Below are 12,745 nucleotides of genomic sequence, written 5' to 3'. Positions count from 1 at the left end.
CGGTTTTCTATTCTTTGATGTGTATTCGGGGCGTCGAATTTACCCGTAGGGTATCGGTAGCCTTAAAATAATCGATGAGTAAATTTCGGATTTTGTAATCGGTTTGTTCCGTTTCCAAGGCTTTGCTAAAAAAGGTCATATTGTCGCCGCCATTGGATAGATAATCGGAAGTGGCTACACGATAGATTTTATTTTCGTCCAAAGGAATGCCTTGTACTACGATAGATTCAGCATGGTTGTGATGCAATGTAAAGGTCAAACCCGACAAAGGGTGCGGTTTTTTTTCTTGCACTATGTAGTCGACCATTTCTTTTATCTGAGCCCCTTTTAAAGCAACAACTACAGCACTGTTTTCAAAAGGCATGACTTCATATGCCGTTCGTGCGGTAACATCACCTTGAGGAATAACCGCTCGAATTCCCCCGTGATTGAGCAAGCAAATTTCGGCTGGAGCAGAGCCACGTTGGGCCAAGGTTTTGTTAACATAGTCAAGCGTAATATCGGCCATAAAACAACCTATATTCGTTTGCCATTTGCCTTTCGATTTGTCCAAGGGCTCAGGATTGTAGGCCAATACCGTACTTAGGTCTTTTTCAATATGTTGACGGTAGGGTTGTATGACCGCTTCAATTGTAGAATCTATCGGCTGACTCTCCGTTATAGCGATTTTCGTTCCCGTTATCCGCGTAGAAGTCCACGGATTTCGATGACAGGCCACAAGGACGCCAAATGTTAAGATAAAAACAAAGTACTTTCGCAAGCTGCGATACTTTTTTAGCTTTACCATGTGCAATGCAGTTGAATTTAATTAAATTTGTAGTAAGTAAAAATACTATGTTTTTCCAAAGATTAAAGGACATATCACTTAAAAAAATCGTTAAACGTAAATGGACTGAAATCAAGCAATTGACCTCCAGTGATTTGGTGAAAAAGGTAGGTATTATCTTGGATGAGACTTGTTTTCAAGATAAAGATGCTTTGATTCGCGAACTAATCAAAAAAGGGATACGTCCTGAAAATATCGAGATTTTAGTGTTTAGAGATCATATTTCCAAAAAAGAAACGTTTGATTATCCCGTTTTTTCGTACCGCGATTTTAAATGGACAGGGTCTTTTGATAGTGCTGTCGTGCAACGATTTATCTCTCAATATTACGATTTACTCATCAATTATTATCCTACTGATAAAGGGATATTGCAGTTTATATCACAATCGTCGCGCTCTGGTTTTAAAGTAGGTTTCGCTAGCGTTGATAAGAAATTAAATGATTTGATGATTGCCACCGACACTGAAAATCATTCTCAATTTACAGATGAGTTATTTAAATACTTAAAAATTCTAAACAAAATATAACATGCGAGCATTAATTGGTACTGGTGTGGCCTTGGTAACTCCTTTTCAAAAAGACGGTTCAGTCGATACAGAAGCACTTACCCGAATAGTCAATTTTCAAATAGAAAATGGAATTGAATATCTAGTAATTTTAGGTACAACTGCCGAAAGTGCTACCCTGACGTCTGAGGAAAAAGAAGTAGTGATTCAAACCGTAATTCAGGCCAACCAAGGTCGTTTGCCGCTTGTTTTAGGTGTAGGAGGGAATAATACAGCGCAGGTGATTCACGAATTGAAAACGCGTGATTTAGCAGCTTTTGTGGCAATTCTATCGGTGTCGCCGTATTACAATAAACCAACCCAAGAAGGAATTTATCAGCATTTCAAGGCCATTGCAGAGGCGTCTCCTATTCCAATAATTTTGTACAATGTGCCCGGTCGAACCTCAAGCAATATGTTGCCCGCTACCGTGATTCGCTTGGCGCAAGAGTTTTCCAATATTGTAGCGATTAAAGAAGCGGCTGGAGATATCGTGCAAGCGATGCAGTTGTTGCAACATAAACCTGCACATTTTCATGTAATTTCGGGCGATGATATGATCACATTGCCGATGGTCTTGGCCGGAGGAAGTGGAGTGATTTCGGTGATTGGCGAAGGGTTTCCCAAAGCATTCTCGGATATGGTTCGATTAGGTTTAAACCGTAAAGTGGAAGAAGCCTATGCCATTCATTACCAGTTGGCTGATACAATCAATATGATATTTGAACAGGGTAATCCTGCCGGAATTAAAGAAGTGTTCATGCATTTAGGCTTGTCTGAAAATACAGTTCGTCTGCCATTGGTCAACGTTTCTTCCGATTTGTCACATCGATTGAAGCAATTTGTGGATGCATTTCCCTTGTAAAAAAATATTTTAAAGCTATACAAATAATACCTACTTTTGCGTTTCGTTTTGGCGAAAGTCGAAAGAACCTATTTCCGAATGAAAAAACGATTGATTCTTAGTATACTTGGATTATTTTTGGTAAGCTGCAGCGAATACCAAAAAGCATTTAAATCGGAAGATACCGAAGTAAAAAAAGCGGTGGCCAAAAAAATGTACGACAAACAAAAGTACAACAAGGCCATTCGTTTGTATGAAATCATTGCGCCAATTTACAAAGGAAAATCGGGAGAAGAGGAGATGTCCTATAGTTTTGGGATGTCGTATTACAATACGAAGCAATACTATTTAGCCGCCTACCAATTGGAAGGTTTTGCCTCTTCATACCCCAGAGATCCTCGTGCAGAAGAAGCGTTCTTTTTATCGGCCAAGTGCTTTGCTGAGTTATCACCAACTTACAGTTTGGATCAAACGGAAACCGATAAAGCCATTTTTAAAATGCAAGAGTTCATTGATCGTTACCCCAATTCAACCTATATGCCTCAGGCGAATGCTATCGCGAAAGATTTGCGCGTGAAACTTGAACGCAAAGCATTTGAAGTAGCCAAACAATACAATACCATTGGAGATCACAAAGCTGCCCAAGTCGCATTTGATATCTTTTTATCGGATTTTCCAGGAACCGCTTTCAAAGAAGAAGCGTTGTTCCTTAAATTGGACTCCGCCTTTCAATTGGCCATTAACAGCATCCCTTCCAAAATGCAAGAGCGTTTAAACAATGCCAAAGGCGCTTACCAGTCGTTAGTTAAATTTAAAGGCGACTCAAAATTTAAAAGTAAAGCCGACGTTATGTTGGAACAAATTGATAAAGAATTACAACAATTTTCAAAGTCATGAGTAAAATGGATTTAAAAAAGACAACAGCACCTGTAAACACGATTACATACAACCGTGCTGTTATCGAAGAGCAAACCGGTAACATTTACGAAGCGATTACCATTATGGCCAAAAGAGCCACGCAAATCAATACGGAAATCAAGAAAGAATTGATTGAAAAATTGGAAGAGTTTGCAACGTATAATGATAGCTTGGAAGAGATTTTTGAAAATAAAGAACAAATTGAAGTTTCAAAATTCTATGAAAAATTACCCAAACCCCACGCGCTAGCGGTACAAGAATGGGCCGATGGTAAAATTTATCATAAAGACGTATCGAAATAAAAATTGATCCCATGGCAGTGTTGAGCGGTAAAAAAATAGTTCTCGGGGTTTCCGGAGGCATTGCTGCTTATAAAGCCGCTACATTGGTTCGATTACTCATCAAAGCAGGTGCTCAGGTCCGTGTGGTCATGACACCTGCTTCTGTTGATTTTGTAACTCCCCTAACGCTCGCTACATTATCCAAAAACCCTGTCTACTGTTCGTTCTACAACGATGATGAAGAAATTCAGTGGAACAATCATGTGGAATTGGGATTGTGGGGTGACTTAATGTTGATTGCTCCCGCTACCGCCAATACATTGGCCAAAATGGCACACGGGAACTGTGATAATCTGTTGATTGCCACGTATCTTTCTGCGAAATGTCCCGTTTATTTTGCTCCTGCCATGGACTTAGACATGTACAAACATCCGTCTACAATAGCTTCATTTCAGTTGTTGCAACAATTTGGCAATATCATGATTCCCGCTGAAAAAGGAGAGTTGGCCAGCGGATTATCGGGCGAAGGACGTATGGCAGAACCCGAAAACATTGTGGCGTTTCTCGAAAAGGATTTATTGGGGAAAATGCCCTTGCGCGATAAAAAAATATTGATTACCGCCGGACCTACGTACGAACCCATTGATCCGGTACGCTTTATCGGCAATCATGCTTCTGGAAAAATGGGGTTTGATCTTGCCGAAGTTGCTGCCTCATTGGGAGCGAAGGTTTATTTGGTTGCAGGGCCAACCGCTTTAGCAATAAAAAATTCAGCGATACACCGCATTGATGTGCAAACGGCTGAGGAAATGTATGCCGCTTGTTTACAGTGTTTTCCTGAGGTTGATGTGGCGATTTGTGCAGCAGCAGTGGCCGATTATCGTCCCGAAATTGTAGCCCAAGAAAAAATTAAAAAGTCCGATGAGTCACTAACGCTTACGTTGGTCAAAAACAAGGATATTTTAGCCGCATTGGGCGCCCAAAAAAAAGCCCAGTTTTTAATTGGTTTTGCCCTTGAAACGCATAACGAAATTGAAAATGCGATGTTAAAAATTGCGAAAAAAAACTTAGATTTGATTGTCCTAAACTCCCTTCGAGATGCGGGTGCCGGTTTTGGAACACCTACCAACAAAGTAACGCTTATCGATCGGAATGGAACAATAGAGCCTAAGCCTTTACAATCGAAAGAGGCGGTTGCACATGAAATTTTGCAAAAAGTAATACAACATTATGAAAGATAAATTGCGCTTTTTATTGGTTTTGATTTTTTCTGTAAGTATCGCAAATGCCCAAGAAATCAATTGTAGGGTAGTGATTAACTACGACAAAATTACCAATGTCAATACCCAAATTTTTAAATCGTTGGAAACCTCGATCAATGATTTTATCAATAAAACAGTTTGGACGGAGAAGACTTTTGAAAACCAAGAGAAAATTAGCTGCAGCATGTTCATTACGATCAATGCCTACGAAAACAACAATTTTGACGCCAGTCTTCAGGTACAATCTTCGCGACCTATTTTTAACTCTGGATATAGTTCCAACTTGCTAAATATCAACGATAAAGACTTTCAATTTCAATACGTTGAGTTTCAACAAATGTATTTCAATCCCAACAGTTATGATTCCAACCTCATGTCAACGTTGGCATTTTATATCTACATTATTTTAGGGATAGATGCAGAAAGTTTCGAGTTGGATAGTGGATTGCCTTATTTCCAAAAAGCACAAGAGGTAGTCAACTTAGCCATGCCCGGCGGTGGAAAGGGGTGGCAGCAATCGGATCGAACGAACAATCGCTATTATTTGGTAGCCGATTTGTTGTCGGGGACCTTCAAACCGTATTTAGAAGCCATTTATAAATATCATTTTCAAGGCTTAGACTTGATGCATAAAGACCTAAAGGCGGGTAAAAAAGCGATTATTGAATCGATAAATAGTTTGGAAGCCTTGCACAAAACGCGTCCCAATGCCTTTTTAACTCGATTGTTTTTTGATGCTAAAGCCGATGAATTGGTAGCGATATTGTCTGGGGGACCTGCAGTGCCCGCCGAGGGAATCGTCGATAAGTTATCGCGAATTTCCCCTCTTAACAGCAGCAAGTGGAATGCCATAAAATTCTAATTGAATCGAGAATACCTAGATGATTACAGCCCTTTCGATAGAAAATTACGCTTTAATCGAAAAGCTTTCGGTTAATTTTTCCTCTGGTTTTACCGTAATTACCGGTGAAACGGGGGCAGGTAAATCGATTCTGTTAGGTGCATTGGGTTTAGTTTTGGGCAACCGTGCCGATTTATCTGCATTGAAAAATTCAAATGAAAAATGCGTAATTGAAGCGCATTTCTCCATTGCCTCCTATCAACTTCAGGATTTTTTTACGGTCCATGATTTGGATTATGATGCCGAAACTATCATTCGACGTGAAATATTACCCTCTGGGAAATCTAGAGCTTTTGTCAACGATACACCAGTTAACTTATCAGAATTGCAAGCTTTGGGATCGCTGTTGATTGATGTGCATTCCCAGCATGAAACGCAAGCGCTCAATGACGATGATTTTCAATTTCAATTGGTCGATGCTGTCGCAGGAAATAACGATATTTTACGAACCTATCAGCAAACCTTAAGGGATTATCGTAAAGCGCATACCATTTTACAAGAAAAGCAAGCTGCACGCGCACAAGCCTTTCAAGAACAAGATTATCACTCCTTTTTGTGGGAGGAATTGGTGGCTGCTCAATTGGTGGCAGGATCACAAGAGGAAATGGAATCGCAGTTGGAGAAATTAAACCATGTGGAACTGATTCAAGCTCAAATGGCAAAAGTAATTAGTATCCTGCAAAATGAGTCGTTTGGCGTTGTTGATCAATTAAAAGAATCCAAAAATGCGCTTTCCAAAATTGCTTCTTTTTCACCCGAATACCAACAATTTTTAACACGGATTTCGAGTGTTTTAATCGAAATTGATGATATCGCTGCCGAGTTGCAACAAGGGGCGGAAGAATTGCAAGCGGATCCTGAAACTTTGCAAAGCCTTCAAGAGCAGTTGCAAACGATTTATACACTGCAAAAGAAACATCAAGTACAAACCATAGAGGCTTTATTGGAAATTCAAGAATCGCTTCAATCAAAAATGGTTTCACTCACCAATTTAGAGGAAGAAATTGTACAATTGGAGCAGGAGGTGAGTGAGTATCTTCAAGAATTAGAGCAATTAGCCCATTCCCTTACACAAAATCGTCAAGCAGCTGTGGGGCCATTAGTTCAAGAACTACAACAAATAGTAGCCAATCTAGGAATGCCTAATGCACAGTTTGCCATCGATTTTCCAATAAAAACGACGTTTATACCGCAAGGAAATACAGGAATTCAATTACTTTTTGCCGCCAACAAAGGGGGACAGTTAGGCGTTTTGAAAAAAGTTGCTTCAGGAGGCGAATTGTCGCGTATCATGTTGGCAGTCAAAGCAATAATGTCTTCAAAAATCCAGTTGCCTACTTTGATTTTGGATGAAATTGATACTGGTGTTTCAGGAGAAATTGCTCATAAAATGGGGGAAATCATGCGCGGGATGAGTCGGAATATCCAACTTTTTGCAATTACGCATTTGCCTCAAATTGCAGGGAAAGGGCAACACCATTTTAAAGTATACAAAGAGGACGACGACACCCGTACCAAGTCCAATGTAAAAGCGTTGAACGAAGAGGAACGAATTCAAGAGATCGCACAAATGCTTTCAGGAGAAGTAGTTACTCCTGCGGCAATCGGGCAAGCACGCGAATTGCTTAACTAAAAAAATGCCTTATCTTTGGCGAAGTACATAAAACATTAAATAGAAAAGTATGATTATCGAACCCAGAATGCGCGGATTTATTTGTTTGACAGCTCATCCAACAGGCTGTGCGCAAAATGTAAAAAATCAAATTAATTATGTAAAAGCGCAAGGGAAAATTGAGGGAGCAAAACGCGTTTTGGTCATTGGGGCCTCAACCGGTTTTGGTTTGGCTTCTCGCATTACAAGTGCATTTGGATGTGGCGCGTCTACCCTTGGTGTATTCTTTGAAAAGCCCGGAACTGAGGGGAAAACCGCCTCACCTGGATGGTATAATTCAGCTGCGTTTGAACAAGAAGCTCACGCCGCTGGTTTGTATGCCAAAAGTATCAATGGCGATGCTTTTTCGGAGGCCATCAAAGAGCAAACGATAGCAACTATCCAAGCCGATTTGGGTCAGGTTGACTTGGTGATTTACAGTTTGGCTTCCCCAGTGCGTATGCATCCAACGACAGGTGTTTTACATCGTTCGGCATTAAAACCAATCGGAGGAACATTTACCAATAAAACGGTTGATTTTCATACGGGTAATGTAACTCAAGTTTCTATCGAACCCGCGACACAAGAGGATATCGACAATACCGTTGTGGTTATGGGTGGCGAAGATTGGAGTATGTGGATGGATGCCCTGCAAAAAGCGGGCGTATTGGCCGAGGGTGCCATGACATTGGCGTATTCTTACATCGGTCCTGAGGTAACCAAAGCGGTTTACCGTAATGGAACCATTGGACGTGCCAAAGATCATTTGGAAGCTACGGCAGCCACAATCACAGAAAAATTACAACATTTAGGCGGAAAAGCATATGTTTCTGTAAATAAAGCCTTAGTAACACAAGCAAGTTCAGCTATACCCGTTATTCCACTTTACATTTCTTTATTGTATAAAATCATGAAACGGGAAGGGATTCATGAGGGCTGTATAGAACAAATGGATCGCTTGTATCGTGCACGTTTGTATGCCGGAACCCCCATTCCTGTAGATGCAGAGCATCGAATTCGTATTGATGATTGGGAAATGCGTGATGATGTTCAAGCCGAAGTTGCCCGTTTATGGGAGGAGGCTACTACGGAATCTCTGGGTGATTTGGGCGATTTGGCCGGTTACAAAAATGATTTTCTCAATCTATTTGGTTTTGGATTTGAAGGAGTGGATTATTTGGCAGATGTAAATGAAGTGGTCTCCATTCCTAGTATTTCCTAATAATTTTAAACTTTAACATACCCACAGTCTGAATATTTTTTCAGGCTGTTTTTTTTTGGCTACTTTTAACTCGCAAAAAATTAAACCTAACAAAGTATTTTATGAAGAAAATTACAATGACTTTAGCGTTGTTGTTGTTTCTACAGTTAGGATTTAGTCAAACGTTAAGCCAATATACTTTTTCGCAAAGTAATGGTACGTACACGGCTATATCTGGAGGGACTGTTTTAGGAAACACAGCAAGCGATGATGAACGATTTTTGGATCCAGCAGTTCCTCTGGGGGGGAATGCTTTCACAGGAGTGGGATTGCCCATCGGATTCAATTTTGTGTTTAACGGTACAACCTATGACCGTTTTGCCGTGAATACCAACGGATGGATTTCTTTGGGCTCATCCACGTTTACGCCAGCCGTAGATATGAATTCCTCCTCCTCGTATACCCCTCTATCTTCTACGAGTACAGTGGTTCCAAGTGATCGTGTGGCACGAATTGCTGGTTTTTCACGCGATTTACAAGCCCAAGCGGGGTCCGAAATTCGCTATGAATTAATTGGAGTTGCGCCCAACCGCGTTCTTGTAGTACAATGGAAAAATTATGCCAAGTACTTGGCGCTAGGCGATTCGTTCAATTTTCAAATACGTCTTCAAGAAACGACCAATGCTGTTGCAATTGTTTACGGAACGATGACCAATAACGCGACACCTACTACAGCGGATTGTGGTTTGCGAGCAGCTCCCAATAATCCAGCGTCTAATTTTTCAAACCGAAGTACTGCTACCGATTGGAATGCAACCACAGCGGGAACTACGGCTGCGGCGACAGTATTGCTCTCCAATACCATTGCTCCAACTTCTGGATTAACTTTTGCTTGGACACCCCCTCCATCGTGTACTGGGGCTCCAAATCCCGGAAATACAATTGTTCCGAGTGCGACAGCATGTGCTGCCGTTCCCTTTAATGTGTCATTGCAGAATGCAACTTCAGGCTCAGGTGTGACCTACCAATGGTTGGTTTCTACCGATAATATCACCTATACCAATGCCTCTGGTATTTCAAACGCAGAGGCCTACAATGCCTCACAAACTGTGGCAACGTATTACAAATGTGTAGTGACATGTACCGCTTCTGGACAAAGTGCTGAAAGTACACCAGTTTTGGTTGGCATGACCGCACCCAATGCTTGTTATTGTGTGCCTATTTACACCGTTGGGAAGACTGATGGCGATTTGATTTCAAATATTGTAATCAATGGAACTACTTTGTCAAATAACTCAGGAACAAATCCTGTGAATCCAGCGTATACGTATTTTACAGGGCAGCCAAATTTTACAGCCGATCTTCAAGCTGGTGGAACGTACACCGTTTCAGTGACAGTAGGAACATTTGGTAACCAAAACATGGCCGCTTGGATAGATTATAACGATAATGGAGTGTTTGAAACCAATGAGCGTGTGGGGTTTACAACAACGGCGATTGGAGCTAATGGTACTGCAACGTTTACCATAACGTTGGCATGTAATCCGCCACTGGGAACGCATCGTATGCGCATTCGTGATGTATGGAACACACCCGGGAATACCATCGACCCATGTGCTTCGTATGGTTATGGAGAAACCGAAGATTATGATGTGACGATTACTACTGCAGTAGCTTGTCCTCAACCTTCCAATATCATTACTACAAATATAACGACTACATCAGCCACTATGGGTTGGACAGCAGGTTGTACAGAAACACAATGGGTAATTTATGTTACTCCTAATGGAGGCGCTGCCCCTTCTCCTGGTGCAGGAACAGTTGTTACAACAAATCCATTTGTATTGACTGGTTTAACCCCCAATACTTTATATGACATATACATTAGCGCGATTTGCGGACCCAATGAGTCGAGTCTTTGGACAGGTCCGTTTTCATTCCGAACCTTAATTCCACCGCCAGCCAATGACGACTGTGTCAATGCCATTGCATTAACTGTCGGTACAAATGTCAATAACATTCCTATTACCACTACGAATGTATCGGCTACCAATTCCAATCCTCCGGCACCTGGATGTGCAGCCTTTACAGGGGGCGATGTTTGGTTTACAGTCACAGTTCCAGCTTCAGGTAGTGTAACTTTAGAGACCAATGCTTTGTCGGGTAGTGCCGTAACCGATACTGGGATGGCGGTTTACTCCGGTACTTGTGGCGCGCTAACCTTACTCGCTTGTGATGATGACAGTAGTACTAATGGTAACTTTTCTTTAATCAGCTTAAACGGATTAAATCCAGGACAAGTTTTATACGTTAATGCATGGGAGTACCTAAACGACGCTTTTGGTGAATTCCTAATTGCAGCCTATGATTGCGCTTCAACAACTCCAGCTCCAACGGGAGATGCCGTCGTCAGTTTTTGTGGTAACGGATTTACGGTAGCCAATTTATTTGCCAACGGAACTTCCATTCAGTGGTATGCCACACCAACCGGGGGGACCCCACTAAGTGCTTCAACGATTTTGGTGGATGGGGCATCGTATTATGCTTCGCAGACCTTAGATTGTGAAAGTTTTCAACGTTTACAGGTAACCGTTGATATTGTTCCGCTGCCCGTATTATCAGATGCGACCCTTACTTTATGTGATTTGAATACTAATTCTACAGAGGTTGTAGATTTGACCAGTGCAATTTCTTTAATCTCAAATGAAACGGGTCTTACCTACAGCTTTTATTTGGATTTATTCGATGCTGAAAATCTCGTTAATGAAATTCCTAATCCTACTGCTTATGTTGCCTCTAATGGTGAGACAATCTTTGTTGTAGGACAGAATAATTTAGGGTGTACTTCAATTGTTGAATTAGTATTGGTAGTTACGGCACCCTCAGCGGCCCCATCAGGAAATCCAACACAAGATTATTGTACAACCGCAACCATTGACGATTTGTCGGTGGTAGGCACGCAAATTGTATGGTATGACAGCGCAACGGGAGGAAATGTACTTCCAACGTCGACTCCATTAGTGGATGGCGCTACCTATTTTGCTTCTCAAAATGAATTGGGATGTGAAAGTACGTCTCGTTTAGCTGTTACCGTAAATGATATTTGTGCGACTACGGCGTGTTTGGATACACCCAACGGAATTTTCCCTACACAAACATTTACACCAGCTTGTATTGGTGCGGCACAAGCCATTACCACAGTGGGTTGGGCTGGAGAATATTCCAATGTGAATGTGACTGCGGGTGTGCAGTATACTTTCACTAGTTCAATTGCATCGGATTTCATTACGATTGCTAATACTGACGCAACGTTGGCCTATACTTCGGGGATAACTCCAGTGACATGGACAGCTACGGTAACGGGTGTTATCCGTTTTATCACTCATGCCGATGACCAATGTAGTGACAATCAAGATGAGCGTACACGCGCAATTACTTGTGGAACACCACCCCCTCTACCAAACAATGACTCATGCGCAACACCTACTGCATTAACCGTTGGCGGTGTATATGCCGATCAAGATATTGATACAAGCAACTTGGGCGCAACATTGAGTGCCGAAACACCGGCTCCGACCTGTGGTGCTTTTGGATTTGCAACATCTGGAAAAGACGTATGGTATAGTTTCGTTGTTCCCGCATCGGGTAATGCTACGATTGAAACTGCGGGTACTTCAACAGGAGGTGCCGGAATTGACACGGTGCTTCAAGCTTACATAGGCGACTGCGCAGTATTGACGGCTGTGGGTTGTGATGATGATGGGGCTTCTGAGACGGCTGTAGGACATTCTAGACTCGTTTTAACCGGACTTACACCAGGAGTGACCGTATTGGTTCGTGCATTCGGATATAACGGAGGACAAGGTAACTTTGGACTTTCGGTTTATGATGCTTCTTTAAATACCATTGGATTTAACGATGTGCTGTTTACCGCTTATCCAAATCCTGTGAAAGATATCTTGCAGGTATCGGCTTCTGAACCTATTGATCGAATTGAAGTGATTACAATGTTAGGCCAATCCGTTTGGTCACAAACCATTCAAGCAACAGCTTCGCAAATTGATCTTTCGCAATTGCCTGCCGGAACTTACTTAGTTCGCGCTACAGTAAATCAACAGGTGAAAACATTAAAAGTGATAAAACAATAATTTTACGCTGTTTAAAAACCATAAAAATGAAGCCGTCTCAATACTAAAATTTTGAGACGGTTTTTTTATTTGATTAAACTTTCATCAAAAGTTTACTATTTTAAAATGAGTTTAAAATTGCCTTTAAGCTGCAATTTTCTTTCTTAAGTTGTGTGCTAAAGCCATTAA

The 12,745-nt window shown here is 41.4% G+C and carries 10 protein-coding genes; 9 read left to right on the top strand and 1 reads right to left on the bottom strand.

The annotated features are described in order from the left end of the window. Positions 1 to 7: 7 nt before the first annotated feature. Positions 8 to 787, bottom strand: a complete 780-nt coding sequence (locus tag O9316_RS02015) for a 5'-nucleotidase (protein ID WP_298204107.1) — start codon at positions 785 to 787, stop codon at positions 8 to 10. 47 nt (positions 788 to 834) lie between these two features. On the opposite strand from O9316_RS02015, the gene O9316_RS02010 reads away from it, so the two are divergent. The 9 genes from O9316_RS02010 (at position 835) to O9316_RS01970 (ending at position 12,577) form a co-directional block, all read left to right on the top strand. After that, the gene (locus tag O9316_RS02010) at positions 835 to 1,353 is read left to right on the top strand and encodes a hypothetical protein (RefSeq protein WP_298204106.1); all 519 of its coding nucleotides are present in this window, start codon (positions 835 to 837) and stop codon (positions 1,351 to 1,353) included. Position 1,354: 1 nt separating this feature from the next. Next, positions 1,355 to 2,236, top strand: coding sequence for a 4-hydroxy-tetrahydrodipicolinate synthase (gene dapA, locus O9316_RS02005; RefSeq protein WP_298204105.1), 882 nt, complete (start codon positions 1,355 to 1,357; stop codon positions 2,234 to 2,236). A gap of 78 nt (positions 2,237 to 2,314) precedes the next feature. Beyond that, on the top strand, positions 2,315 to 3,112 hold the full coding sequence (gene bamD, locus O9316_RS02000; RefSeq protein ID WP_298204104.1) for an outer membrane protein assembly factor BamD: 798 nt from the start codon (positions 2,315 to 2,317) through the stop codon (positions 3,110 to 3,112). A gap of 5 nt (positions 3,113 to 3,117) precedes the next feature. Further along, positions 3,118 to 3,435, top strand: coding sequence for a DNA-directed RNA polymerase subunit omega (locus O9316_RS01995; protein ID WP_073362712.1), 318 nt, complete (start codon positions 3,118 to 3,120; stop codon positions 3,433 to 3,435). Positions 3,436 to 3,446: 11 nt separating this feature from the next. Further along, a complete protein-coding gene (gene coaBC, locus O9316_RS01990) occupies positions 3,447 to 4,655 on the top strand; it encodes a bifunctional phosphopantothenoylcysteine decarboxylase/phosphopantothenate--cysteine ligase CoaBC (RefSeq protein WP_298204103.1) in 1,209 nt (402 codons plus the stop codon). Then, positions 4,645 to 5,538 carry a DUF4835 family protein gene (locus O9316_RS01985; protein ID WP_298204102.1) on the top strand — a complete coding sequence of 298 codons (894 nt, stop codon included), beginning with the start codon at positions 4,645 to 4,647 and terminating at the stop codon, positions 5,536 to 5,538. The genes coaBC and O9316_RS01985 overlap by 11 nt, the downstream gene beginning before the upstream one ends. 19 nt (positions 5,539 to 5,557) lie before the next feature. Then, positions 5,558 to 7,210 (top strand): DNA repair protein RecN, encoded by a 1,653-nt coding sequence (gene recN / locus O9316_RS01980; protein WP_298204101.1) that lies wholly within the window; start codon positions 5,558 to 5,560, stop codon positions 7,208 to 7,210. Positions 7,211 to 7,259: 49 nt separating this feature from the next. Next, positions 7,260 to 8,450, top strand: a complete 1,191-nt coding sequence (gene fabV, locus O9316_RS01975) for an enoyl-ACP reductase FabV (protein WP_298204100.1) — start codon at positions 7,260 to 7,262, stop codon at positions 8,448 to 8,450. Between the two features lie 101 nt (positions 8,451 to 8,551). Next, complete coding sequence (locus O9316_RS01970) at positions 8,552 to 12,577, top strand: GEVED domain-containing protein (RefSeq protein ID WP_298204099.1); 4,026 nt, start codon at positions 8,552 to 8,554, stop codon at positions 12,575 to 12,577. Positions 12,578 to 12,745: the final 168 nt, after the last annotated feature.

The sequence above is a fragment of the Flavobacterium sp. genome (assembly GCF_027533505.1).
Taxonomy (GTDB): Bacteria; Bacteroidota; Bacteroidia; order Flavobacteriales; family Flavobacteriaceae; genus Flavobacterium.
Note: the sequence above shows the minus strand (reverse complement) of the source record. Positions and strands in the feature narration are given on the sequence as shown.

What these genes read in the sequence shown, in the direction of transcription:
- O9316_RS02015 (WP_298204107.1), bottom strand. Translation starts at nt 787, where the DNA reads ATGGTAAAGCTAAAAAAGTATCGCAGCTTGCGAAAGTACTTTGTTTTT.
- O9316_RS02010 (WP_298204106.1), top strand. Translation starts at nt 835, where the DNA reads ATGTTTTTCCAAAGATTAAAGGACATATCACTTAAAAAAATCGTTAAA.
- dapA (WP_298204105.1), top strand. Translation starts at nt 1,355, where the DNA reads ATGCGAGCATTAATTGGTACTGGTGTGGCCTTGGTAACTCCTTTTCAA.
- bamD (WP_298204104.1), top strand. Translation starts at nt 2,315, where the DNA reads ATGAAAAAACGATTGATTCTTAGTATACTTGGATTATTTTTGGTAAGC.
- O9316_RS01995 (WP_073362712.1), top strand. Translation starts at nt 3,118, where the DNA reads ATGGATTTAAAAAAGACAACAGCACCTGTAAACACGATTACATACAAC.
- coaBC (WP_298204103.1), top strand. Translation starts at nt 3,447, where the DNA reads ATGGCAGTGTTGAGCGGTAAAAAAATAGTTCTCGGGGTTTCCGGAGGC.
- O9316_RS01985 (WP_298204102.1), top strand. Translation starts at nt 4,645, where the DNA reads ATGAAAGATAAATTGCGCTTTTTATTGGTTTTGATTTTTTCTGTAAGT.
- recN (WP_298204101.1), top strand. Translation starts at nt 5,558, where the DNA reads ATGATTACAGCCCTTTCGATAGAAAATTACGCTTTAATCGAAAAGCTT.
- fabV (WP_298204100.1), top strand. Translation starts at nt 7,260, where the DNA reads ATGATTATCGAACCCAGAATGCGCGGATTTATTTGTTTGACAGCTCAT.
- O9316_RS01970 (WP_298204099.1), top strand. Translation starts at nt 8,552, where the DNA reads ATGAAGAAAATTACAATGACTTTAGCGTTGTTGTTGTTTCTACAGTTA.